A 23,996-nucleotide genomic window follows, 5' to 3' on the forward strand; every position below is an offset into this window, starting at 1 on the left:
TGACGGTGAGTCAGACCCTGGCGAGCGCCTGCGCCAGGTCCGACCAGAGGTCCTCCGGGTGTTCGACGCCCACCGCCACGCGGACGGTGCCGGGGCTGATGCCTGCGGCGGCCAGCGCGGCGTCGTCGAGCTGGCGGTGCGAGGTGCTGGCCGGGTGCAGGACCAGGGTCTGCACGCTGCCGAGGGAGGGCGCGAGCGCCGCGAGCCGGACCGACTCGGTGAAGGTGCGGGCCGCCTGTCGGCCGCCGGCCAGGTCGAAGGAGAGCACCCCGCCCTGGCCCTCGGGCAGAAGCCGGCGGGCCAGTTCGTGGTCCGGGTGCCCGGGCAGGCCCGGGTAGTGGACGGCGGAGACCGCGGGGTGGGCGACCAGCCGGTGGGCCAGGTCCAGCGCCGAGTCGCAGTGACGGCGCATCCGCAGCGGCAGCGTCTGCAGGCCGCGCAGGGTCAGCCAGGCCGCGTGCGGATCGGCCGAGGCGCCCAGCTCGACGGCGTGGTGCCAGACCCTCCGGTGCAGTTCGGAGTCGGCGAAGACGGCGACGCCCGCCAGGACGTCACCGTGCCCGCCGAGGTACTTGGTGGCGGAGTGGACGACGACGTCGGCGCCGTGCTCGATCGGCCGGCAGAGCAGCGGGGAGGCGAAGGTGTTGTCCACGACGCCGACCACCCCGGCCTCCCGGGCCACGGCAAGCAGGGCCGGCAGGTCGGTGACCCGGGTGGTCGGGTTGGAGACGGTCTCGAGGTGCAGCAGCCGGGTGTTCGGGCGCAGTGCGGCCCGGACCTCGGCCGGGTCGTCGCCGCGGACGTGCGTGACCTGCACGCCCCAGCGGTCGGACAGGTCCGCGAGCATCGCGAACGTGCCGCCGTAGAGGCTCTGTTGGGCGATCACGTGATCGCCGGAGCGCAGCAGGGCGAGCAGGACGGTGTTGATCGCGGCCATGCCGGAGGCGGTCGCGAGGGCGCCCGCCCCGCCCTCCAGCCCGGCGACGGCGTTCTCCAGCGAGCGGACGGTCGGGTTGCCGTGCCGGTTGTAGAGGAAGGCCCCGTCCGGGCCGCCGAACGCGTCCACCAGGGAGGCGGAGTCCTCGAAGGCGAACAGGTGGCCCTGGTGCAACGGCACCCCGAGCGGGCGGCTTCCGGCCACCTCGACGACGAGCGGGTGGACGGCCCGGCTCTCGCGGCGCAGCGTGCCGTCGGGGCCCGGACGGGCGTCAAGACCGGAGGCGGTGGCCGGGCCGGAGGCGGTGGCCGGCGCGGGGACGGGGCCTGGCGTGGGGACGGGGGCAGGGGCAGGGGCGGGGGCAGGGGCGGGGGGGTCGCGGTCGAAGTCGTCCATGCCGTTCATCCTCGGCTGCCGCGGGAGCGTCGACCAGGGCCAATCAGGATCAGGTGGACTGAAGCGCCGCCCCACGGACCGGACCGCCTCCCCCCTCCCAGCCGCTTTCTGGTCCCCGACGGACGCGACGCGCGGTCACTCCTCGATGAACACCAGATCCTCCGCCGGGTGGAGGAGCCGCAGGGTCTGACCGTCCGTGATCTCCAGGATGTGGTGCAGGCCGCGGATCTCCGGGCCGGCTCCGTCGATCTTGAAGACGTCGTCGGCGCCGGCGAGGAAGGCGGGGAAGTGGTCCAACGCGTTGCTGCCCAGGTCGAAGTAGTCCTTGAGCCTGCGGAACAGCTTGGGGAGGATCACCACGTCCTTGGTGATCGAGTCCATGCTGGTGATCTTCGCGCCGTTGACGGTCGCGTCCAGTGCCCAGAGGCCGTTCGCGGGCGGGGCGGCGGCCTGCACCTGGTGGACCAGGTCGATCAGGGCACGGCGCAGGTCGGACGGGAAACCGGCGTAGAAGGTCGCGTAGGCGAGCCCCTTCTGCAGGAGGTGGTGGTTGGCGGTCTCCGCCAGCAGCTCCTTGTCGACGTTGAGCTCGTACCCGCTGGGGCCGGGCGGCGCGCCGCGGCCGACCAGCGCCACGCAGCGGCCCTTGCTGTCGCCGCCCCGGGTGAGGATGTAGCCGGGCACGTGGTCGGGCGTGACGCTGACGGTCTCGTCCTCGTGGCGCACGATGTCCCGGAAGCCGAGCCAGGAGAGCAACTCGTCGGCGGCGGCACGGGCGAAGGCAGGGGGCTGGCGCTCGTCGTGGTCGTTGGCGCCGGGGTAGTGGGTCTCCAGCGTGTCGATGGCCTCCAGCCGGACGTTGATGTGGCCGTCGGCCTTGGGGCGGAGCGGGCGGCCGCCCTCGACGAGCTTCCACTCGCCGACGTAGTCCGGGATGAACGCGACGGTGTCGCCGTCCGGCCTGGCGGCGGCGGAGACGTGGAACGAGCCCTTGATCAACAGCATCGGCATGGCGATTCCCTGGGGACGGTGGCTTCGGGTCTGACGGCCCTGACGAGGGCCGGCTCCGCCGGCCGCCGGCCGGAGGGCGCGACGTGGTGATCCCGCACGTCGTCGAGCTCGGGGACGGCGACCGCGCACGGCGCCGTGTCCGCGCCGTCGCGCGCAGTGCGCACTGCCGTGAATATTCGTACACGGCGCACCCTGTCGCAACCGCGCACCCGGCGGCGCCGGGAGCGCCTGCGCGGGCGGTCGCGGGCAGGGGCCTCGGGGCCGCGCCGGGCGTGGTGCGCCGCGCCGGAGCCAGGGACGCCGGGTCCGGTGGAGCCGGGGCGCGGGGTCCACGCCGCCGGGGCACCGGAGCGCCGGGGCGCCGGGGCGCCGGACGGCGGGCGGGACCGCGGCCGGGTCAGAGGCCGCCGGCCGGGAGCAGCACCACCCGGGCCTCGTCGAACGGCTCCCAGCGGGCCGGTCGTCCGCTGCGGGCCACCCGCAGACGGCACCAGCGCGTGCCCGTGGCGTCCCGCCACCAGGCGCTGATCCGCCCGAGCGCCCAGTCGCCGTCGGCGAAGTGCACCTCGACCGGCTGGTACACCCACTCGACGTCCGCCGTGACCGCACCCACCGGGCCCGCGGCGCCGGCACCGCGTCCGCTCTCCACCACGGTTCCGCCTCCGTTCCGGATCCGGCCGCGGCTCCGCCGTCCGGGTGGCCGCGCAGCCGGACGTACGGCACACCGCGCCGACTCTACAACGCTGTAGAGGACGGCGCGGCGAAACCCGCCCACCTGTCGCCGGGGCCTGCCGCACATGACCGGTGACGCCCGGTCGGGGCCCGGGATACCGCACTCCGAGCTCCGGGGCTCCGGGGGGCTCCCGGGCTCCCGGGCTCCGGGACGGTCGGCGGGCGGAGACGACTGCTCCCCCACCGGTCCTCCGGCAGGGGAGCAGCGTCGGCCCGGTCGGACCCGGGTCAGGACGACTCGGTCGGCCGCGTCCGCCCCGCCGCCCGGGAGCGGCGGCGCTGCCACACGGCCAGCGGAACGGCGACCGCGAGCGCGGCGGCCTCCGGAGCGGGCAGCTCCTCCAGCGGACCGGCCCCGCCCGGCGCCCCCGCTCCGCCGGCGCCCGCGCGCTGGTCCAGCTCCTTCCGGTCGAAGGTGTCCGGAACCGGCAGCGTGTCCCAGTGCGTCACCGGCCAGGCCACGACGAAGGCGCGGCCGATCACGTTGTCCACCGGGACGAAGCCGCCGCCGGGCTCGTTGACGTGGTACCGGGAGTCGCGGGAGTTGTTGCGGTGGTCGCCCATCACCCAGATCCGGTCCTTGGGCACCTTCACCGTGCCGACCGGCGCATCCCCGCACGGCGTCGCCCCGGGGAAGAGGTACGGCTCGTCGAGCGCCACGCCGTTCACCTTCACCGGGCTGCCGCTGTTGCACTCGACGGTGTCGCCGCCGACCGCGATCACCCGCTTGATCAGGTCCTTCTCATCGTCGGAGGGCATCAGGCCGATCACGCTCAGCGCCCTCCTGATGCTCCCGAGGAAGGAGTCGTCGGTCGCGTGGGGCGCACCCTCCAGCCAGCCGCCCGGGTCCTTGAACACGACGACCTCGCCGCGCTCAGGCCCGGCGCCGAACCACGGAGTCAGCTTGTCGACCAGCACCCGGTCGCCCTTCTCCAGGGTGTGCTGCATCGAGCCCGAGGGGATCGAGAAGGCCTGGACGAAGAAGGTCTTGATGCCCAGTGAGAGCAGCAGGGCGACCACCACCAGGATCGGCAGCTCCTGCCAGAACGGGCGCTTGCGCCGCGCGGGCCGGCCGTCCCCGTCGCCGCCGTCGGTCGAGGCCTCGGCGGGTGACTCCGGGCGGCCGGTGCCCGGATCCGCGGGTGACTCCGGGCGGCCGGTGCCCGGATCCGCCGCGGCGACGGCGACGGCCGGGCCGCCCTGCTCCGGCGCCGGCACGGCCGGGCCGCCCTCCCCTGCTCCGCCGGTCTCCCCGGTGTTGTCGACGCTCATTCCTCGGCCCCCTCCGAACGGCCCGGTGGGGCCCGACGCGGACCCCCCGTTGTCAGCTAACGAACGGAGGTTCCCGGCTTCGCCCGGACGTGGATGCGCTCGCCCTGCGCCCCGAACAGGCTGAGGAACTCTACGGCCTGCGTGCCCGCGTTGCCGAACGCGTGCGGGATCCGGGTGTCGAATTCGGCCGCCTCACCGGCCGTCAGGACGAGGTCCTGCGAGCCGAGCAGCAGCCGCAGCTTTCCCGCCAGGACGTACACCCACTCGTGCCCCTCGTGGACCTTCGGCTCCAGCTCGGGACCGGCCCGGAAACCCGGGGGCATGATCTGCTTGTAGGCGTGCAGCCCGCCGAAGTGACGGGTGAGCGGCACGAAGGTCTGGCCGCCGCGGGTGAACGGACGCGAGTGGACCCGCGGGTCGCCGGTGGCCGGTGCGCCCACCAACTCGTCCAGCGGCACCCGGTACTCCCGGGCCAGCGGCAACAGCAGCTCCAGGGTGGGCCTGCGCAGACCGGACTCCAGGCGCGAGAGCGTGCTGAGCGAGATCCCGGTCGCCTCGCTCACGCCGGCCAGGGTGGCACCGCGCTCCCGCCGCAGGGCACGCAGCCGCGGGCCGACGGCCTCCAGTACGCCGGCCAGCTCGTCGCTGAGGGCTCCGGTGTCACCGGGCTCCGTCCCCTCGGCCGAGGCCGGAGCGGCGGGATCCGGGGCAGCGCCCTTGCGGCGGGCTCGGTGGGTCCGGTGGGAGCGGTCGTCGTGCGAGGCGTTGGCCATGCCTCCTATCTGCTGCTGTGACAGGCCGTTTTGTCAATCCGGCCGGGCCCGGCACGCCGGGGCGGGCCCTGCCCGCCGTCGTACGGCACGCGGTGGCGGTCGGCCGTCCAGGCCCTGTCCGGTCCTAGGCTGCCGTCATGCGAGTCGAACTGACCAGGGACAGCGTCGCGATGGGCGACGACGTGTGGGCACCGCATGCCGCCGTGCGGGAGGTGCCGGACGACGCCTCGGTGCAGGACGTGCTCGACGCGGTCCGCGGCACCGGCTACCTCGCGTCGATCGCGGGTGGCCGGGCCACCTGGATCGCCGAGACCGCCGACGGGACCGCGCTCGCGGTGGTGGCCCAACAGTGGCCCGCCGCCAGGCCGCTGGCCGCGGGCCAGGGGCCGATCGCCGGACTGGCGGACGCCGGGGGCGTGGTCAGGCTGCACTTCGCGTACCGGATGCAGGCCGACCCGGAGGCCGAACACCGGCGGCTCACCACCGACCGGGGCGGCCACCGGGCGCCGTAGCCGCGTCGGGCGACCTGGTCGGGACCGGTCGGTGACGGCTCGACGACCACTCGGTCGTCCTGTGCGAACGACGAAGCCCGGCTACTCCCGGGCCTCCCCGGAATGCCCCGGTGTTCATGGCGCACTCCCTGCCGGGGACACCGACCGCGCCACGGGGGACGCCGGAAGGCTACGTGCCCCGGTCAGGGGGCCTGTCTCCGGCAGCCACCGCCCCAGACCACGAAGCAGTAGTGGTGGTAGAGCTCCTTCGCCGTGTCGAGCCAGTCCGTGAAGATGACGGCCCAGATGGCGACGCCCAGGCCGAGCACTCCGCCGAATCCGGCCGCTGCCACCACCAGGCTCAGGAGAAGGCGCAGGTTGCCTCCGGCCCGTTCCCCCGACACGTCATACCGCCCCACGGATGCCCCCTCGCGTCCCCCGGTCCACCGAGCATCCCCGGCGGGCGAAGCGTGCACCAGTCAACGGACGCCCGGTGAAGCCGAGTTGTGATGTACGGGCGGAGGGGCCGCGGGGCGGCGCGGCGGCCTCAGAGCCAGTCGCGCCGCTTGAAGATCAGGTAGAGGCTGGTGCACACGAGCGCCATCAGACCGATCGCGAACGGGTACCCGAAGGCCCAGTGCAGCTCGGGCATGGTGTCGAAGTTCATGCCGTACACGGTGCCGATCAGCGTCGGCGCGAAGAGGATGGCCGCCCAGGAGGAGATCTTCTTGATCTCGTCGTTCTGCGCGTGCCCGGCCTCCGCGAGCTGCTTCATCTCCTCGTTCTGCCGCTGTGACACCAGCGTCGCGTTGACGGTGAGGATGTTCTGCAGCATCTGCCGGAACCCGTCGACCCGCTCGGCGGCGTACGTGGCGTGGTCCGCCACGTCGCGCAGGTAGCGCTGGAGCTCGTCATCGGTGCCGTACTTGCCGAAGCCGGCCTCCAGGCTCTTCATGATCTCCAGCAGCGGCCGGGTGGCCCGCTGGAACTCGATGACCTCGCGGGAGAGTTCGTAGATGCGCCGGGAGACGTGCGGGTCACCCCCGAAGACCTCGGTCTCGATCTCGTCGATGTCGTGCTGCAGGCCCGCGATCACCGGGGCGTAGCCGTCGACCACGGCGTCCAGCACCGCGTACAACACGGCCTCGGGGCCCAGGGCGAGCAGCTCCGGGTCGGCCTCCAGGCGGCGGCGGACGGCGGAGAGGTCGGGCGCCTGCGAGTGGCGCACGGTCAGGACGAAGTCCGGGCCGACGAAGAGGTGGATCTCGCCGAAGTCGACCTCCTCCACGTCGTCCAGGTAGCGGGCGGCTCGCAGGACCACGAAGAGGGTGTCGCCGTAGCGCTCGAGCTTGGGCCGCTGGTGCGCGACGATGGCGTCCTCGACGGCCAGCTCGTGCAGGTTGAACCGCTCGGCGGCCTCCAGGAGCTGGGCCTCGGCCGGCCGGAACAGCCCGATCCAGGCCATCGTGCCGGGCTTGCCGGGCAGCTCCCGGTAGATGTCCGACAGGCTGGACGGCGTCTCGACCCGGCGGCCTCCGTGGTAGACGGCCGCGTCCACCAGCGAGCGCTCCAGCGTGACCGGGGCGACGGGCTGGTCGGGCCGCGGGTCCATCGAGTGCTCGGGCGCCGGCGCGGTTTCGCCGGACCGGGTGGTGGCGACGTGACGGGAAAACGGGAGCCTGCTCGCACGCACGGCGCGCACACGCCAGTCGGACATGGCGGGGTACCTCCACGGTTCGGTGGCCGCCGCTCCCGGGGACGGGCAGGGGTCGCCGGGGCGGGGCGGGCGGGAGGCGCCCGGCCTGCCTCCACCGCGCACGGCGCCCGGCCGCACGGCGCCCGCCCACCGGGGTCAGCGGCGGGCGGTGCGGCGGCAGGGGGTGGGAGCGGTACGAGAGGAGGGGTGCCGGGTGCCAGGAGATGAGGGGGACGTCCTGGGGCGGGGCCGACTTCGGCCCGGACTACTGGAATCCACAGCTCTCACCTCCTCACCGCCGGGGCGCCCGCACACCGGGTCGCCGCAACCGGGCACCAGGAGGATCCGCACCGAGCGGCCACGGACGTGCACGTCCGCGGGAGTCAGGCGGGCACCCCTGATCTCGTCAGAGCTTTGGCACGCCACGGCGTAGCACCCGACGGGTGCAGCCACTTGGGGTCACCCCTTAGGCCGGGGAGACCTGTCCTGAACCTGGGCGTCTCTCGACGTCGTGGGGTCAGTGGCCTGTGTCCGTGGCGACGCCTCACCGAACGAGGTGCCTTCACAACCGCACCGAGTCTAGTACCCGTGCACGGGTCGTTCCGACCGGGGTCCTGCCGTGGCGGCCGTGACCAGCGGATCCGTCGACCGGAGGGCGGCCGGAGCGACCGCCTCCGTCCACCGGGCCTACCAGGGACCGAGGTGCGCGGCGGCGTACGGGACGGCCACCGTCTCCAGGCCGCCGACCGAGCCGAAGACCGGGTGGACGTTGGCCTCGAACACCACCCCGCCGTTCTCCGCGGCGAGGTCGACGCCGGCCAGCGGGAGGCCCAGGGACTTCGTCGCCGCCACGGCCAGCTCGGCCAGCCCGCCCGGCAGCTCCCCCTCCTCCAGCAGGGTCGAGACGGCGCCCCGGCACTCGTTGCACGGGGCGTCGGGGTTCGCCTGCACGTGCTCGACCGCGCGCACGACGCGCCCGTCCAGGACGACCACCCGGTACTGGTGCCGCCGGCCGTCGGGGGCGAAGTTCGCGGCGTCCCGGGCGATCAGCCAGTCGGTGCCCGCCTCGGCGTAGTGCCGGGCGGCGGCGGCCAGTTGGGCGCCGGTGGTGATGTGGAAGACGTCGCTGCCGCCCATTCCGACGGTCGGCCGGGCCCAGACGTCCCCGCCGAGGCGGTCGAAGGCCTCGGCCGCGGCCTCGGGGCTCGGCCGGGAGAGCGTGAGGGTGGGCATGTGCGGGATGCCGTCGCGGACGAACCGCTCGACGGTGAGGTCCTTCTCGGTGGCCGTCCGCCAGGCCTCCGCGTCCGTACCGAGCGAGCGGGCACCGTGGTCGCGCAGCAGTCGCTGGAACGCCTCGAAGTCCCGGCGGCGGTGCGGCGGTACTTCGTAGACGAGCACGGCCTCCGCCGTCACGGCGATCCCCTCGGCGGGCACCTCCAGTCGCAGGGCGCCGACCTCGGGGATGGCGGCTCGGGTGATCCGGCCGGTGCCGCCGGTCATGAAGTGCCGCGCGTCGACCAGCACGGGTGGTCTGCCGGTGAGCGTCCGCACGGCGGTGGCGAGGACGTCCCGGCTGCCCTCGGTGGAGCTGTGGTCGGTCATCACTACGAGCTCGCTGCGGGCCATGGCGCCATGGAACGGCGATCAGGCGAGCGCGGCAAGACGGCGTCTTGCGCCGCTCGGCATCCGGATGGCCGAAAGCGCGCGGGCCTGCCGGGGCCGCGCGGGGTCGCCCGGGGCCGGGGGCCACACGCCGCCAGGGCCCGGGGCCGCACCCCGCTCCGGGCGGACCCGCGGGCCGCGATCGGGTGACGGGACGAGGTCGCGGCCCGGCGTCGCCCTCCGGCGCCCCGTACACCGGAGGTGCCCGACGGTACGACCATCAGGACCGTTCGACGCTCAGGTGGAGAGGCTTCGCGGGGACCTCGGCGACTCTGGCCGCTTGGCTTCAGCGACTTGAGCGGGACAGCACCCGGATTCCTGACGGGAGTCTGGTGTGACACGGGTCACAGGGCGACAGAAGTACTGCTCGACGGGGCGCCTGATCCGAGGGTTCCCACCTGGGATCACCGCCGCGGCCATCACCGCACCCGCAGGTGGCGGAGCCGCCGCCCCGCCGGCCCGGGCCTCGAGGATCAGGGACGGCCGGCCGGCTCGCGTGCTCCGCAAGGCGAGGCGAGACTGATCCGGGAGGTGAGGAACTGATGGGACCCCTGCGGATTGCACTGGTGTCCGAAAGGGTCAGCCCCCTCGCACCGCCCGGCGGCGGCGCGGACCCGTGGGGCGCCCACGTCGCAGCCCTGTCCCGGGCCCTCGCCCGCCGCGGCCACCAGGTCACCGTGCATACCTGGCGGGCGGACGCCCGCCCCGGCGAACACGTTCCGCTCTGCCCGGGCGTCCTGGTGCACCACGTGGGCGATGGCCCGGCCCGGGGCACCTCCGAGGAGGACGTGCTGCGCCGCATGGCGGCCTTCGGTGAGCGGCTCGCCGACTACTGGATCCACCACCCGCCGACGATCGCGCACGCGCATTTCTGGACCTCGGGGCTCGTCGGTCTTCCCGGCGCCCACTATCTGGGCATCCCGTTGGTGCAGACCTTCCACGCGCTCGGCGGCAGCGCGGTGGGCGGCCACGACGACGGTCGAGGCGTGAGCGCGTCCGGCCGGATCGCCATCGAGACCGCGGTCGGGCGGCAGGCCGACCGGGTGCTCGCGACCTGCCGCGACGAGCTGGGCGTCCTGCGGGCCATGGGCGTCGCCGAGGAGCGGATCCGGCTGGTCCCGCGAGACGGGGACCAGCCGGATCCGCGGGGGCCGCGGGCGTCGGGCCGACACACCCCCGGCCGGGCCGCCGCCCTCGTCGAACTCGTCTACCGGGAGGCCCTGGGCAGCCGGTCGGCCGGCGCAGGGCGTCCGTAGCGGGGGTTCGCCTTCGTCCGGCGATGAGCCGCCGGGAACCGGTGAGCGGGCGGGCGGGCCTCAGACCGCGGACCTCAGACCACGACGGCAACCTGCTCCACGGCCGCGGCGGGACCGGCCGGCCGGCGCCGCACCGCGGCGGCCCCACCGACCGCCCCACCGACCAGCAGCCCTCCGGAGAGCAGTGCTCCCCGTGCGCCCAGGGCCTGGATGGACACACCGAGCACGAGCGGTCCGGCGAGGCCCCAGACGGTGCTGACGCTGCGCCAGGCGCCCAGGACCCGTCCGCGCAGATGAGCCGGTGGGTCCGTCTGCAGGATCGTGGAGACGGCGGTGTCGCTCAGCGACTCCAGCACGGCCATCGGGACGACCAGCAGTGCGAGGAACAGGAGCGTGGGCGAGAGCGCGGCGAGGCACTGGAGGACGCCGCCGGCCGCCGTCAGGGCGGCCACCAGCCGTACGGAGGGGCTGCGCAGCCGTCCGGCCAGCACCGCCCCGGTGATTCCGCCGCCGGCCAGGACGGTGGCGATCACCCCGTATTCCTGCGCTCCGCCGTGCAGGGCACCGCTGACCAGCGCGGCGAGGGTCAGGCCGTAGTTGCGGCCCAGCATCGAGCCCATGCCGGTCAGGCAGGCCAGCGCCACCAGGCGGCGCCGGCTGCAGAAGAAGGCGACACCGTCCCGGACACCCCGTCCCTCGGGCGGCGGCTGGTGTGCGTCGGCCTCGACCGCGCCCGCTGCCGGCCGCAGGAACGGGATGACCGCCGCCACCAGGACGAAGGAGATGCCGTTGACGACGTACGCGCTCGCCATCCCGAACAAGCCGACGACGACGCCGGCCGATGCGGTACCCGCCAGTCGTCCGACACTGTGCACGACCGAGCCGACCGAGATCGCCGACGGGACGTCCTCCGGCGGCACGAGATCGTTGCCCAGGAGAGCGCAGGCCGGCCCCTCGATCGTGGCGACGAGCCCGGTGAGGACGGCGAGCACCATCAGGGCCGGGACGCTGAGTGCCCCGAGCGCCACCAGGGCCGCGGTGGCGAAGGCGATCCCGGCCAGCACCGCCTGGCTGACGGTGGCCGTGAGCTTGCGCGGCCAGCGGTCGACCGCGGCGCCGCCCACGAGTCCGAGCAGCAGGCCGGGGGCGACCTGGAGGGCGAGCGACAGTCCGGTGACGGCGGCCGAGCCGGTCAGCTGGAGGACCAGGAGGTTCTGCACGGTCAGCTGCATCCAGGCACCGGCGTTCGAGGCCAGGTTCGCCAGCGACCACCAGCGCATGCTCCGGTGGCGCAGGGAACGCCACGGGGCGCGGGAGCCGGCCGGGGCGGTCGGGGGGACGGCACGACTCGGAGCAGCACGGTCCGGGCCGCGTCGTTGGGCGGGTAGCAGGACGTTCGGGGTCGCCGGCGACGCCTTGGTGGTGGGCAGCACGTCTCACATCTGGATTCGGTGTGGGCACGGGGAGGGCTCCGGGCGAGTGGTCGCCGTACGAGAGCCGGGGCGGCTCGGACGCCGGAGCGACGGAGCGGCGCCGTCCATCCTGACCGCTCGGGGCGGGATCCCGGACCGTCGATCGCGTCACACCGCCGCGCGGGAGAGTCGACACACCGGCTTGACCAGCGGCTTCGTCCGCGCGGTGGCGTCCATCACACCGTGCCGGTCGGCAGTTCCGTCCGGTGCGGTGTGACGCTCCGCGACCGGGCCGGCGCGGTCGGCCCTCCCGCCCCGGCGGGGCGGCAGCCCCGGCGTGCGGTCCGCGAGGGAATCGTGAACGCTGGTCGTAGGAGCAGACGGCCTCCCGGTCCGCGTCAACGTACCCGGCCACCGCGTGCTCCCCGGCCGCGTCGACGTACCCGGCCACCGCGGGCCGGCCTCGGCGGACCAGGCCGCCGCGCGCTCCCGACGCGGTTCTCCTCTCCCCTCTCCCGGACTTCCCCCTCTCCCGGAAGGACGACGGCCGATGGAACAGGCTGGACGAGTGGACGGACTGTCCGCCTGCCTGCCGGTGGCCGGAGTGCCCGAGGGAGTGCGGGACGCCGTGGTCGTCGCCGCCCCCCTCGATGCCGCGGTCGTCGGCTTCGGCGGTTGCATGGCGATGCTGGCGGCGTCCGGGGTCCGCCTGCGCGTCGTGGTGCCCGACGCCGGGCCGGCCCCGCACGCGGCCCCGCCGCGTGAGGTGCTGGCCTTCCTGGGCGCTCCGCAGGCGGAGCTGGAGTGGTTGGAGGCGACGGGCTGTGACGAGGCCGTCCGCCATCTCTCGTTGCTGGTGAGCGGAGCCGACCTCTGTGCCGCGCCGTGGTGCGGGGACCGGGGGACCGCCGCCGGGGCGGCGCGGTGGGCCGCCCTGCTGGCGTGTTCACTGCGCTTGAGACCGCCGCTGGTGGAGTACTGGGTGCCCGGCCACTGTGCGGCCTCCCAGGGGTGCGGGGAGCCCTGGCAGCGCGCCTCGCGGGTGTCGCTGTCCCCGGGGGCGGAGCGCCTCAAGCGCCGGGCCCTGTGCGCCGGCCGGGTCGCGGATCCGGCCGGCGGGCGAAACGGTGGGGCCTCGGTGGGCGACACGCGGCTGGGCTCGCGCGAGATCCTCTTCCTCTGACGGGCAGGAGCGCGAGCCGGGGCGGGTTGCGCGTGATCACCACGACGCCGATCCGGGGTGCGGAGGCCACGGACGGGCTCGCCATCGGTCGCCCTCACCTCCCCCCTTCGCGCAGGCGGAGGGCGCGGAGTTCGGACAGGACGTCGTCCGGGCCGATCCGCAGCAGACGTGGGTCGGGGTCCTCGCCGTGGGCGTCGCCTGGCCGGTCGTCCCCGGGGTGGTCGGGCCGCCACAGGATCCGGTGGCGGCCGTCGGCGGGCGGTCCCCAGAGACGGGGCGAGACCGGGCCGAAGAGGGTGACCGAGGCGGTGCCGAGGGCTGTGGCGAGGTGGGAGAGGCCGGTGTCCCCCGCGACCACGGCGCTCGCCTCGGCGACCAGCGCCGCCAGGGTCTCGAACGGTACGTCCGCGGCCCCGCCGATGACCGAACCGGGGGGCAGGCCGGCGAGGGTGGCCACCTCGTGGGCGAGATCCGCCTCGCGCGCGCCGGCGGTGACGACCACCGGCCGGCCGGCGCGGCGCAGTTCCCGTGCCACCGTGGCGAAGCGGGCGGCCGGCCAGCGGCGTGCCCCTGCGTCCGCACCCGGGTGCAGCACCACGGCCCCGGGAGCGGGGGAACGGACCGCCGGGCGTCGGATCAGCAGGTCGGCCGGGTCCGCGGGGATGCCGTGGCAGCGCAGCAGACGGCACCAGCGGTCCCGTTCGTGTTCGTTCGCGCGCCACCTGGCGCCGCCGGCCTCCGGGGCCGCGTAGCCGATGAGCCGCCGGGGCTCCAGGGCCCGGAGCGGCCGCAGGCTCTCCTCGCTGCAGCCGTGCAGGTCGACGGCCAGCGCCGGCGCGGGCCCGGTCCAGTGCAGTTCGCCCGGCACCCGGCGCCCGGTGGCATCGGTGACCAGCAACCGGTCGACGCAGCCGGTGGCCGCCACCACCGGGGCCAGCCGGCCGGGCGCCGCGAGGACCAGCTCGTGGCCGGGGTGGTGCCGGCGCAGGGCCCGCAGGGCCGGGATCCCGGTGAGGAGGTCGCCGAGGCCCAGCGCGCGCAGGACGAGCAACCGCGGCCGGGCCCCGGCGGTGCTCACGCGCTCGCCCCCGCGGATCTCGGTCCGGCCGAGCCGGCGGCGGCGGCCCGGTTCGCCAGGGCGGTCGTGGACCTCCCGCTCAGATAGGGCAGGACGAGGGCGTGACCGCCCCATTCGGCCAGGACGTCGGCCTCCGGCAGGCCGTCCACGGTGTAGTCGCCCCCCTTCACCCAGACGTGCGGGCGCAGTGCGCGCAGGACCGCGTGCGGCGTGTCCTCCTCGAAGACGGCTACGGCGTCGACGCACCCGAGCCCCGCCAGCACGCTGGCCCGGTCCTCGACCGGGTTGAGGGGCCGCCCGGCACCTTTGAGGCGGCGGACGGAGGCGTCGGAGTTCAGGCAGACCACGAGGCAGTCGCCCAGCCGGGCCGCCGATTCCAGCAGGCCCACGTGCCCGGCGTGCAACAGGTCGAAGCAGCCTCCGGTGGCGACCACGGTTCCGCCCCGGGCGCGGACAGCGGCTGCCAGTTCCGTGGCACTCGCCGGCAGCCGCTGTGCGGACCGGCCGGCCGGCTGCCGCGGGCGGAGCGCGCCGACGCCGCCCGAGGCGACGAACTCGGCCGCGGCGACCACTCCGCTGTGCACCGCCTCCTCGGTGATCGCTCCCCTGGCCAGGGCCACGCCGGCGTTCGCCGCGAAGCAGTCGCCGGCGCCGCACGGATCGCCGCTCGCCCGGTAGGGCGCGGGAAGCAGGATCGGGCTGTCGGTGCCGCGGCTGAGCAGGGCGCCGCGCGCACCGAGGGTGACCGCCACCGCCGCGGCCTGCCAGTGGCGTGCCAGGAGCGCGGCCCGCCGGGTGTGGTCGGCGAGGCGGTCCCCCGAGCCTGACCCTGCGTCGAGGGCGGCTGCCATGGACCGCGCCTCGGCCGCGTTGGGCGTCACCAGCCGTGCGCCCGGGACGGGGGGACCGCCGCGCGGGTGCGGGTCCCACACCAGCGGACAGCGTCGGGTGGCCGCGGTGAGCAGCGGCCCGAGCACGTCCGCCACGCCCCGGCCGTAGTCGGCCACCAGCACGGCTCCGGCGGAACCGAGTACCCGGCGGACGGCGGCGTCCGGGCTGCCGGGGCGCCCCCCGCCGCGGTCGATCCGGATCAGCGGCCGTTCGTCCACCCGGATCCGGGTCTTGACCGGGATGTCACCGTCCAGCGGGATCTCGGCCAACCCGACGCGGCCCCCCAAGGTGCGGCGCAGCTCGGCCGAGGCCTCGCCCCGGCCCAGTGCCGTGAGCAGGACCACCTCCCGTCCGGTGCGCGCCGCCAGGACGGCGGCGAGCGCGGCGCCCCCCGGCCGGCTGTGCTCCGACTCGACGTCGACGACCGGGACCGGCGCGTCGGGCGCGAGCCGGGTGGCCGCGCCGTCGACGTCGACGTCGAGCAGGCTGTCGCCGACCACCACGAACGGCCCGTTCACGCGACCTCACCCGCCGGCCGGACGTCCCCGGGCAGCGCGGGCCCTCCCGTGCGGCGAGCCAGCGCCGCGTCGAACGCCTCGCAGATCAGGTGAAGGGCCATCAGGTGGACCTCCTGGACGGTGGCGGTCGTCGCGGAGGCCACGGCGAGGGTCTCGTCGGCCCGGCCCGCCAGCGGGTTGGGGGCCCGGCCCGTCATCGCCCATACGCCGAGACCCGCCCTCCGGCCGGCGTCGGCGGCCCTGAGCAGGTTGCCGCTCCGTCCCGAGGTCGACATCAGGATCAGGACGTCGCCGGGCCGCCCGTGCGCGGCCACCTGGCGGGCGTAGACCTCCTCGAAGCCGTAGTCGTTGCCGATCGCGGTCAGCGTGGACGTGTCGGCGTGCAGCGCGAGCGCGGAGAAGGGGGCCCGCTCGGCGCGGTAGCGGCCGACGAGTTCGGCGGTCAGGTGCTGGGCCTGCGCGGCACTTCCGCCGTTGCCCGCGACGAGCAGGCGCCCGCCGGCCGGCAGCAGGCCGGCCAGGGCCTGGCCCCAGCTGGTGAGCAGTGGCAGTTGCCCGCCGCGCAGCGCCCGCACCGCGTCCTCCAGGGCCGTGCAGTGCCGCGCGGCCTCCGCGACGTCGTGCGCCGACTCGTGGAAGTGAGCGCTCATCACAGTCCTCCCGACGGTGCTCCGGTACGGGCCCGCGGCGGAAGGGCCGCGGGCAGGGGGCGCACCGTCTCCTGGTAGATCCTCTCGGTGTTCGCCGCGACCCGGTCCCAGCCGTAGAAGGCGAGGACGCGACGGCGCCCTGCCGCCCCGAACCCACGGCGCAGCCGCGGGTCGCCGAGCAGCCTGGCGGCCGCGGCGGCCAGCGCCGCACCGGACCCGGCGGGCACCAGCAGGCCCGTCCGGCCGTCGGCCACCGTGTCGAGGTGCCCGCCGACCGCGGTGGCGACCACCGGCACCCCGCACGCCATCGCCTCCAGCGGGACGATGCCGAACGGCTCGTAGTGCGCGGGGCAGACGACGAGGTCGGCGCTGCGCAGGAGGGCCGGCATCCGTGTGCTGGGCACGCCGCCCAGCAGGACCAGCCGGTCGGCCACACCGTGGTCGACGGCCAGTGCGCGCAACCGTCGGCACTCCGGGTCGGTGTCCAGCCGGTCGGCCGGAGGGCCACCGGCGATCACCAGTTCGGTGTCGGGCAGCCGGGCGAGTGCCTCCAGCGCGGTGGCACCGCCCTTGCGCGCCACGAGCCGCCCGACCATGAGCAGCCGGTGCCGCGCGGACCGGGGTGCCACGTCGCCCTGCGGGCTGAACCGCTTCGGGTCGACACCGCACGGCACGATCCGGATGCGGTCCGCGGGGACGCCCATCGCGAGGAGTTCGCCCACCTCGTCGCTGCAGGTGGCGATCACGCGTGCGGCGGTGCGGCCGAGGTGGGTCTCCAGCGCGATCCGCTGCGCGGGGCTGGTGTCCTGGGAGCCTTGGTGGCGGCGCTTGACCGTGCCGAGGGCGTGATACGTGTGGGCGACCGGTATGCCCAGGTGCCGGGCTCCGCGCAGGGAGGCCAGCCCCGACATCCAGAAGTGCGAGTGCACCACGTCCGGTCTGCGGCGGTCCCAGTAGCGAGCCAGCTGCTCGCCGAATTCGACCATGAACGGCAGGAGTTGGTCCTTGGGCACGGGTCGGGCCGGTCCGGCCGGCACGTGGTGGACGGTGACGCCGGGGCGCATCACGACCTCCTCGGCCGATTCGGCGTGGTCGCGCCTGGTGTGGACGACCACCTGGTGGCCCAGGTCGGCCAGGGCGCAGGCGAGGGCGGCGACGTGGACGTTCTGGCCTCCCGCGTCCACGCCGCCGAGCGTCGCGAGCGGGCTGGCGTGTTCGGAGACCAGGGAGACGGCCAGGGGTCCGGTCACCGTGTCACCTCGTCGATCAGGCGGTCCCAGTCGTCGAGGAACCGTTTCAGTCCGTAGCGGCCGAGTGCCGCCTGGCGTGCGCGCATGCCGTCGGCTGCGGCGGCCGCGGCGTCGGTGAGGTAGTGGCGGACGGCGTCGGCCAGCTCGGTGGGGCTGGTGGAGACCACGCCCGTCCCGGGCGGCACCGCCCGGGACACCTCGGTGGTGGCCAGGGCGACCACCGGCATGCCCAGGTGCATGGCCTCCAGCAGGGAGAGACCGAGCGAGGTCCAGCGCACGGGGTGGAGGTAGAGGCGGCGCCGAGCCATCTCGGCGTGCAACCGGGCCTGGGGAAGGTCGGCGACCCGGCAGCGGTCCTCGGTCAGGCCGAGGTGGGTGGCGAGCCCGGCCGTCCCCATGCCGAAGACGTCCAGCGGGCCCTGCCGCGCGAAGAACGGCAGCAGGTCGGTGCCGGTCGTGCGTCCGCGGCGGACCGGCTCGTTGACCACCACGGCCGATCTCGCCAGCGCTCCGGTGTACTGGTGGCCGGGGTCGACGATGCCGTGCTCGATCACCCGGGTGCGGGTGTGCCCGCAGTCCCAGAACAGTCGGTTGAAGTCGGTGACGTGGACGATGACGAGGTCGTCGCGGTCCGCCATCGGATGGCGGGTGTCGGGGACGGCGCCGTGCGGGCTGTTGTGTTCCAGGTAGACCGCCGGTACGTCCCGTCCTGGCCGGCGGCCCAGCCACCGGGTGGCGAGTTCGGCCTCGTGCGGGCGCTGGAGCACCACCAGGTCGATCTCGGCGGACCGGAGCTCCTGCGGGGTCCGTTCGACGACTCCGGCCGGCCAGTCGAACGTCACGGCGCGTCCGAGTCCGTCCGGGCCCCGCTCGGGCAGGACGGGCACCGTGTAGGTGTGGGAGCCCTGGACGAACGCGGTCGTCCAGGAGCCGTGCACGTGCCACAGCAGGATGTTCATGAGCTCACCTTCCTGGTGCTCGGCCGGGCGGGCGGGAACTGCCCGCCCGGGCCCGGTACTCCGCTCGTCAACCGGTCCACGGCCGCCGCGATCTGGGCACCGGTCAGGGTGTCCAGGCAGGGGTGGCCCTCGACCGGGCAGACCCTGGCGCGGCTCGCGGCGCACGGCGCGTCCTGCCGGCCGAGCAGCAGGTGCGGCACGCCGAACGGCCGCCACCGTTCGGCCGGCACGACCGGCGAGAACAGACTCACGACCGGGGTGCCGACGGCGGCGGCCAGATGGGCGGGACCGGTGTTGCCCGCGACCACGGCGTCGGCCGCGGCCAGGACCGCCGAGAGGGCCCTGAGGTCGGTGCGGCCGCCGAGGTCCAGGGCGTGCGCCCCCGCGACCTCGGCGGTGAGCTCCTTCTCCGCCGGGCCGCCGGTGACCACCACCCGCCGTCCGGACCCGGCCAGGGCGCGCACGGCGGCCGCGAGCACCGCGGGACCGGTGGCGCGGGCGGGAACGGCCGCGCCGGGATGGACGACCACGTACGGGTCCGGACCGGTCAGATGCCGCAGGTCGGGCGGTGGCAGCACCCGCAGTCGGCCGTCGTCGTGCGGGGGGAGCGGGAACCCCGCCGCTCGGGTTAGGTCGAGGGCGGCCTCGGCCTCGTGCCGGCCGGGCGCGCGCCGGTGGCGCAGATCGACCAGCGAACCCGGGTAGTCCTCGCAGTCGGCGGCGATGGCGGCCACGCCGGCCAGCCGGAGCAACAGGGCCGTGGGCAGCGGGCTCTGATGGAACGAGGTGAGGACGACGGCGCGGTCGAAGCGCAGCCGGGCGAGGTCCCCCACGACGGCCCGGACGTCGTCGGGGTCCAGCGGGGGCGGGTCGAAGCCGACCCAGGGAGCCTCCCAGACGATGGTCCGGTCGACACCGGGCAGGATCTCGGCCGCCGCGGCGCCCTGGGGCCCGCAGAGCATGGCCACGTACGCGGAGGAGGCTGCGACGGCTCGCACGGCGGGCCCGGCGAGCAGGACGTCGCCGGTGCTGTCGAGGCGTACCACGAGGGTCCTCGTCACGCCGCCCGCCCGGGGGGAAGGAGGTGGCTCAGCGCCGTCCGGACGGCTTCGGCGAGGTCCTTGGCGACGGTCCTCGCCGCCGCCGTCTCCTCGGCCCGGGTGACCGGGTTGGGCACCAGGACGGGGAACGCCCCGGCAGCCTCGGCCGCGGCGCCGTCGGACCCGATGTCCCCGATGACGACCGCCCGCCGGGGCGGCACACCGAGGGCCCGGCAGGCGGCCAGCACCAGGCCGGGGGCGGGCTTGCGGCAGCGGCAGCCGTCCTCCGGCCCGTGCGGGCAGACGGCCCAGACGTCGAGCGGCCCGAGGAGTGCGTCGATCCGCCGGTTCACCGCGTCGACCTGCCGGCGGGTGAGCAGTCCGCGCGCGACCCCGGACTGGTTGGTCACGACGCCCACCCGGACTCCGGCCGACCGCAGGGCGGCGACGGCGGCGCTCGCGCCGGCCACCGGACGCACGGCCCCGGGATCGCCGTTGTACGGCACGTCGTGGACGAGCGTGCCGTCGCGGTCGAAGAGCACGGCCGCCCGCGGTGCTCCGGGGCGGTCCGCCCGGCCCGCGGGCCCGGTCGCGCGGATCCACGGCAGCAGGCCGTCCGCGGCCGGGCGGCCGGGCGCGGGCCCAGCCGGTGCGGTGGAGTCGGTGGGAAGCGTCATGGTGGGTGCTCTCCTCGGCTGCAAGCCCCAGCGGGGCTCAGTGGTGGGCCGGAACCGCTCGGCCGCCGTCGGTCGGGTGCGCGGACCGGTGCGCGCCGTCCGGCACGGGCCGCCAGGGCGCCTCGCGGCGGTGCCGCAGGATTCCCGCGGCCCAGTGGTAGCCGGCGGCGGGAGGGATCGCGGCGCTGGTGAGCAGCATCGTCGTGACTTCCTCCGCGATCCGTGGCCCGGGCGCGATCCGCGCCAGCGCGAACTCCCCGGTGCCCGCCAGCCAGAGCCCCGTCAGCACCAGGCAGGCGCGGGGGCGACGGGCCAGTGCGGCGACGGCTGCGCCGGCCGCGCAGCCGGTGATGGCCAGGTGCAGGGGCAGCCGACCGCGCGCCGCCCCGGCCCGGTGCCACCAGCGACGACCGTGCAGCCGGTTCATCAGGACGTCGTCCGCGTTGCCGGCCTGCTGGCGCAGCGAGACCCAGCGGTCGGCCGGACGGACGGGGTGCAGGGTCGTCCGTGCGCCCTGGCTGAGGTGCCAGCCGGCGTCGACGACGCGCAGCGCGAGGTCGGCGTCCTCACGGAACGCCCGCCGGAAGCGCTCGTCGAAGCCACCGACCTGCTCCAGGGCGACGCGGCGGTACGCCATGTCGGCGGTGATCCACAACGATCGCTCCAGCCCGGCCGTCGACCGTTCCCAGTCGGTCGGCCGCCGGTCGGTGGGCAGCGGCACCACGATGGTGCCCTGGCTTCCACCGGTCTGCCGCCCGCAGGCCGCGAGGTCGGCGGCCAGATCGGCCGGCCAGGACGGTCCGGGCACCGTGTCGTCGTCCAGGAAGGCGATCCACTCCTGTCCGACGCTCCGCCAGCCGGTGTTGCGGGCAGCCGCCGGGCCGCTCCCCCCGCTCTCCACCACCGAGACCCGGTCCCGGAGGGATGGCGGGATCTCGACGTCCAGCGGCCCGCGGTCGGTCGGCGGCCGGTCGTCCACCAGGACCACCCGCTTCGGCGCCGGACCCCGGGCGCCGGCGAGTGCGGCGAGGGTGACGGAGAGACTCGGGCGGCCGAGGGTGGGGATGACCACCGCGTACGAGGGATCGGCACCGTTCGTCATGCCCGTGCCTCCGAGCGGCCCGCCCCGGTGAACAGGTCGCCCCGGCGGACGACGAACGGGCCGAGGGCGAGCAGGTCGATCGGCGCCGAGCCGAAGCACTCCAGGGCGTCCCGGACGTCGTCCACCATCGGGCGTCCCGCCGTGTTGAGGCTGGTGTTGACGACCAGGGGGAGGCCGGTGAGCAGTTCGAACCGCTCCAGCATGCGTGCGGTCAGCGGGTCGTCCACGGGATCGACGCTCTGGATCCGGGCGGTGCCGTCCACGTGGACCACGGCGGGGATCCGGTCGCGCCATTCGGGTGCGACCTCGTGGACGAACAGCATGTAGGGGCTCGGATGCCGGCCGCTGAAGATCTTCGGTGCCCGGTCGGCGAGGACCATCGGTGCCACGGGGCGGAACTGCTCCCGTCCCTTGACGTCGTTCAGCCGTTCGAGGTTCCGGGCCCGGCCCGGGTGGGCGAGCAGGGAGCGGTGGCCGAGCGCGCGCGGGCCGAACTCGGACCGGCCCTGGAACCACGCGACGATGCCGTCCGCGGCCAACTCCCGGGCCACCTCCGCGGCGACGTCCTCCGGCCGTTCGTAGGGGACGGCCGCGCCGCGCAGCCAGGCCTCCAGTTCCCCGTCCGACCAGCCTCGGCCGAGGTCGGCGCCGGGCATCGGTTCCGGTTGTTCGCCGGCGGAGGCCGCGAGGTGCAGCGCGGCGCCCAGCGCGGTGCCCGCATCTCCGGCGGCCGGTTGCACCCAGACCCGGTCGAAGGGGCCCTCGGCGGCGATGCGGGAGTTGGCCACGCAGTTCAGCGCCACTCCGCCGGCCAGTGTCAGCAGGCCGTCGTGGGTGCGCCCGTGCAGCCAGCGCACCAGGTCCAGCAGTACCTCCTCGAGCACCCGCTGCGCCGAACACGCCAGGTCAGCGTGGGCCGGGGTCCACTCCCGGCCCGGCTCCAGTGCCGGTGCGAACTCGGCCCACGGCACGCCGGCGGCGCGGAACCCGCCGTCGCCGGTGGGGTGGACGTACCGGCGGAGTTCCGCCACCGAGGTCGGCGACCCGTACGAGGCCATCGCCATCACCTTGTACTCGTCCGAGGACCGGAGGAAGCCGAGATGCTGGGTCAGCTCCTCGTACACCAGCCCCATGGAGTGCGGGAGTTCCTGGGCCGCGAGCTGCTCCAACCGCGGACCGACCCGGCGGGCGGCCAGATGTGACGCCGCCTCGCCCCGGCCGTCGAGCACCAGCACCGAGCAGGGGTCGCTCTGCCCGTCGGCCGCGAAGGCGGCGGACGCGGCGTGCGCGACGTGGTGCGGGACGAACCGGACCCTGGCGGGATCCAACCCGGGCAGCACCTCGGCGAGGAAGTTCGGGGCCTCCCGGGCGTAGGTGAGGCGCAGGTGGTCCCAGGGGTCGTCGAGTCCCAGTTGCTCGGCGGGACGGGCGAGTGCCGGGTCGAACGAGTAGCCCACCAGGTCGAGGTCCTGGGGACGGATGCCCGCGTGGTCCAGGCACCAGCGAGCGGCCTGTTCGGGCAGCTCCCAGGCGGAGAACGGCAGCGGGCGCTTGCCGTGTTTACGGCGGCTGAAACGCTCCTCCTCCGCTGCGGCCACCGTCCGCCCGTCGATGACGAGGGCGGCGGCAGGGTCGTGGAAGAGGGCGTTGATGCCGAGGATGCGCATGGTGACGGCCTTCCGGATCGGCGGCGGGCCCGCACGTCGGGGTGGGTCGGGTCGGAACGGGCTGCTCAGGCCTCGGGGTGCTCGCGGAACCACTCGATGGTGCGGGCGAGCCCCTCACGGGCGGGCACCGTCGGTTCCCAGCGGAGCTTTCCGCGGGCCAGGGTGATGTCCGGGCGCCTGACCGCGGGGTCGTCGGTGGGGCGTGCGACGAACTCCACCGTCGACGGGGATCCGGTGAGCTCGATGACGAGCCCGGCCAGTTCCAGCATGGTGAACTCGGTGTCGTTGCCGAGGTTCACCGGACCGGCCAGCTCGGAGGAGGCCATGGCGAGGATGCCGTTCACGGTGTCGCTGATGTAGGTCAGGGAGCGCGTCTGACTGCCGTCACCGGTCACCGTCAGTGGCTCGCCGGCCAGTGCCTGGCGGATGAACGTCGGCACCGCCCGCCCGTCGTGGGACCTCATGCGGGGTCCGTAGGTGTTGAACAGGCGGACGATCGCGGTGTTCACCCCCTCGGCGGCGGCCTCGGCCGTGGTCAGCGCCTCGGCGAACCGCTTCGCCTCGTCGTAGACGCTCCGCGGACCGACCGGGTTGACGTTGCCCCAGTAGGTCTCGCTCTGCGGGTGTTGCAGCGGATCGCCGTAGACCTCCGAGGTCGAGGTGAGCAGGAACCTCGCGCCGTGCCGCTGGGCCAGCGCCAGCGCGTTGCGGGTTCCCAGGCTGCCCGCGTCGAGGGTGTGGACGGGGAGCCGGAGGTAGTCGGCGGGCGAGGCCGGGGAGGCGAGGTGGAGGACGAGATCCACGGGGCGGTCGACGTCGAGCCGGTCGGTGACGTCCGCCTCGCGCAGTTCGAAGCCGGGGCGGCCGACGAGATGGCGCACGTTGTCCGGCGAGCCGGTGCAGAAGTCGTCGACGCAGGTGACGGTATGGCCGAGCCGGATGAGTTCCGTGCACAGGTGGGAGCCCACGAAGCCCGCCCCTCCCGTGACGACGGCATGCATGTGGTCGGTCGGCAAGCTCCCCATGGCGGTCCTTTCGATCGTCGCGGATCCGGGTCCGCTGCCCCCGGACCAGCTTTCGCAAGCCCCGTCGGTCCCGCCACTCGGTCCGCCGGTCGCCCGGCTCCCGGTGACGGGCACCGCCCGCTGCGTCCGCGGCCCGGCCGCCCCGGCTGCCCCCCGCTGCGAGACGGGCCTCCGGACGATCGCGAACGGAGGGGCGCCGGGGGGAACGACCCGGGACGACGGTGGTGCGGGCGGTACTCCGTCCGAACGAACCTCACGCGACCGCCACCCCCGATCCGTGCCGAGCGGGCGGCTCCGAGGGGCCGGGCCCCGTCC

General features: G+C 75.2%; 22 protein-coding genes and 1 riboswitch. Of the genes, 3 read left to right on the forward strand and 19 right to left on the reverse strand.

From position 1 onward, the window contains the following. Positions 1-10: 10 nt before the first annotated feature. The 5 genes from MCM47_RS26205 to MCM47_RS26225 all read right to left on the reverse strand — a co-directional run bounded on the left by MCM47_RS26205 (position 11) and on the right by MCM47_RS26225 (position 5,121). A complete protein-coding gene (locus MCM47_RS26205) occupies positions 11-1,333 on the reverse strand; it encodes a PLP-dependent aspartate aminotransferase family protein (RefSeq protein ID WP_238864162.1) in 1,323 nt (440 codons plus the stop codon). Between the two features lie 135 nt (positions 1,334-1,468). Further along, on the reverse strand, positions 1,469-2,344 hold the full coding sequence (locus tag MCM47_RS26210) for a nuclease (RefSeq protein WP_238864163.1): 876 nt from the start codon (positions 2,342-2,344) through the stop codon (positions 1,469-1,471). Between the two features lie 397 nt (positions 2,345-2,741). Next, positions 2,742-2,996, reverse strand: coding sequence for a hypothetical protein (locus MCM47_RS26215; RefSeq protein ID WP_238864164.1), 255 nt, complete (start codon positions 2,994-2,996; stop codon positions 2,742-2,744). 308 nt (positions 2,997-3,304) lie between these two features. After that, entirely contained in the window at positions 3,305-4,348 is a 1,044-nt protein-coding gene (gene lepB / locus MCM47_RS26220) for a signal peptidase I (protein ID WP_238864165.1), read from the reverse strand. Between the two features lie 56 nt (positions 4,349-4,404). Continuing rightward, positions 4,405-5,121, reverse strand: a complete 717-nt coding sequence (locus tag MCM47_RS26225) for a helix-turn-helix domain-containing protein (protein ID WP_238864166.1) — start codon at positions 5,119-5,121, stop codon at positions 4,405-4,407. Between the two features lie 137 nt (positions 5,122-5,258). On the opposite strand from MCM47_RS26225, the gene MCM47_RS26230 reads away from it, so the two are divergent. Continuing rightward, positions 5,259-5,633 carry a hypothetical protein gene (locus MCM47_RS26230; protein WP_238864167.1) on the forward strand — a complete coding sequence of 125 codons (375 nt, stop codon included), beginning with the start codon at positions 5,259-5,261 and terminating at the stop codon, positions 5,631-5,633. Positions 5,634-5,815: 182 nt separating this feature from the next. Here MCM47_RS26230 and MCM47_RS26235 read toward each other — a convergent pair whose 3' ends face one another. From MCM47_RS26235 to MCM47_RS26245, 3 genes are all read right to left on the reverse strand, one after another. Beyond that, on the reverse strand, positions 5,816-6,031 hold the full coding sequence (locus MCM47_RS26235; RefSeq protein ID WP_238864168.1) for a hypothetical protein: 216 nt from the start codon (positions 6,029-6,031) through the stop codon (positions 5,816-5,818). 128 nt (positions 6,032-6,159) lie between these two features. Beyond that, positions 6,160-7,329, reverse strand: a complete 1,170-nt coding sequence (locus MCM47_RS26240; RefSeq protein ID WP_238864169.1) for a magnesium and cobalt transport protein CorA — start codon at positions 7,327-7,329, stop codon at positions 6,160-6,162. A gap of 367 nt (positions 7,330-7,696) precedes the next feature. Further along, a riboswitch (M-box (ykoK) riboswitch) is annotated at positions 7,697-7,871 on the reverse strand. A 124-nt stretch (positions 7,872-7,995) separates the two neighbouring features. Then, positions 7,996-8,937, reverse strand: coding sequence for a RimK family alpha-L-glutamate ligase (locus MCM47_RS26245; protein ID WP_238864170.1), 942 nt, complete (start codon positions 8,935-8,937; stop codon positions 7,996-7,998). A 602-nt stretch (positions 8,938-9,539) separates the two neighbouring features. On the opposite strand from MCM47_RS26245, the gene MCM47_RS26250 reads away from it, so the two are divergent. Then, a complete protein-coding gene (locus tag MCM47_RS26250) occupies positions 9,540-10,229 on the forward strand; it encodes a glycosyltransferase (RefSeq protein ID WP_238864171.1) in 690 nt (229 codons plus the stop codon). Positions 10,230-10,303: 74 nt separating this feature from the next. On the opposite strand, the gene MCM47_RS26255 is transcribed toward MCM47_RS26250, so the two are convergent. Next, entirely contained in the window at positions 10,304-11,662 is a 1,359-nt protein-coding gene (locus MCM47_RS26255; protein ID WP_238864172.1) for an MFS transporter, read from the reverse strand. Between the two features lie 529 nt (positions 11,663-12,191). Here MCM47_RS26255 and MCM47_RS26260 point away from each other — a divergent pair. Further along, positions 12,192-12,824, forward strand: coding sequence for a hypothetical protein (locus MCM47_RS26260; RefSeq protein ID WP_238864173.1), 633 nt, complete (start codon positions 12,192-12,194; stop codon positions 12,822-12,824). A 94-nt stretch (positions 12,825-12,918) separates the two neighbouring features. Here the strand turns inward: MCM47_RS26260 and MCM47_RS26265 are convergent, their stop codons facing one another. From MCM47_RS26265 to MCM47_RS26310, 10 genes are all read right to left on the reverse strand, one after another. Next, entirely contained in the window at positions 12,919-13,902 is a 984-nt protein-coding gene (locus MCM47_RS26265) for a glycosyltransferase family 9 protein (protein ID WP_308222459.1), read from the reverse strand. Then, positions 13,899-15,311: a D-glycero-beta-D-manno-heptose 1-phosphate adenylyltransferase gene (rfaE2, locus tag MCM47_RS26270; RefSeq protein ID WP_238864174.1), complete on the reverse strand. Its 1,413-nt coding sequence runs from the start codon at positions 15,309-15,311 to the stop codon at positions 13,899-13,901. Before rfaE2 ends, MCM47_RS26265 begins: the two co-directional genes overlap by 4 nt. Beyond that, the gene (locus MCM47_RS26275) at positions 15,308-15,961 is read right to left on the reverse strand and encodes an SIS domain-containing protein (protein WP_238864175.1); all 654 of its coding nucleotides are present in this window, start codon (positions 15,959-15,961) and stop codon (positions 15,308-15,310) included. The genes rfaE2 and MCM47_RS26275 overlap by 4 nt, the downstream gene beginning before the upstream one ends. Beyond that, entirely contained in the window at positions 15,961-17,211 is a 1,251-nt protein-coding gene (locus MCM47_RS26280) for a glycosyltransferase (RefSeq protein ID WP_238864176.1), read from the reverse strand. The genes MCM47_RS26275 and MCM47_RS26280 overlap by 1 nt, the downstream gene beginning before the upstream one ends. Then, complete coding sequence (locus MCM47_RS26285; protein ID WP_238864177.1) at positions 17,208-18,170, reverse strand: glycosyltransferase; 963 nt, start codon at positions 18,168-18,170, stop codon at positions 17,208-17,210. Before MCM47_RS26285 ends, MCM47_RS26280 begins: the two co-directional genes overlap by 4 nt. Further along, positions 18,167-19,231: a glycosyltransferase family 9 protein gene (locus MCM47_RS26290; protein WP_238864178.1), complete on the reverse strand. Its 1,065-nt coding sequence runs from the start codon at positions 19,229-19,231 to the stop codon at positions 18,167-18,169. The genes MCM47_RS26285 and MCM47_RS26290 overlap by 4 nt, the downstream gene beginning before the upstream one ends. Next, on the reverse strand, positions 19,228-19,887 hold the full coding sequence (locus MCM47_RS26295) for an HAD-IIIA family hydrolase (RefSeq protein WP_238864179.1): 660 nt from the start codon (positions 19,885-19,887) through the stop codon (positions 19,228-19,230). The genes MCM47_RS26290 and MCM47_RS26295 overlap by 4 nt, the downstream gene beginning before the upstream one ends. 37 nt (positions 19,888-19,924) lie before the next feature. Next, entirely contained in the window at positions 19,925-20,989 is a 1,065-nt protein-coding gene (locus MCM47_RS26300; protein ID WP_238864180.1) for a glycosyltransferase family 2 protein, read from the reverse strand. Further along, the gene (locus tag MCM47_RS26305; protein WP_238864181.1) at positions 20,986-22,656 is read right to left on the reverse strand and encodes a carbamoyltransferase C-terminal domain-containing protein; all 1,671 of its coding nucleotides are present in this window, start codon (positions 22,654-22,656) and stop codon (positions 20,986-20,988) included. The genes MCM47_RS26300 and MCM47_RS26305 overlap by 4 nt, the downstream gene beginning before the upstream one ends. Before the next feature lie 65 nt (positions 22,657-22,721). After that, positions 22,722-23,681, reverse strand: coding sequence for an NAD-dependent epimerase/dehydratase family protein (locus MCM47_RS26310; protein ID WP_238864182.1), 960 nt, complete (start codon positions 23,679-23,681; stop codon positions 22,722-22,724). Positions 23,682-23,996: the final 315 nt, after the last annotated feature.

The sequence above is a fragment of the Kitasatospora sp. A2-31 genome, from assembly GCF_022288725.1.
Lineage (GTDB): Bacteria > Actinomycetota > Actinomycetes > Streptomycetales > Streptomycetaceae > Kitasatospora.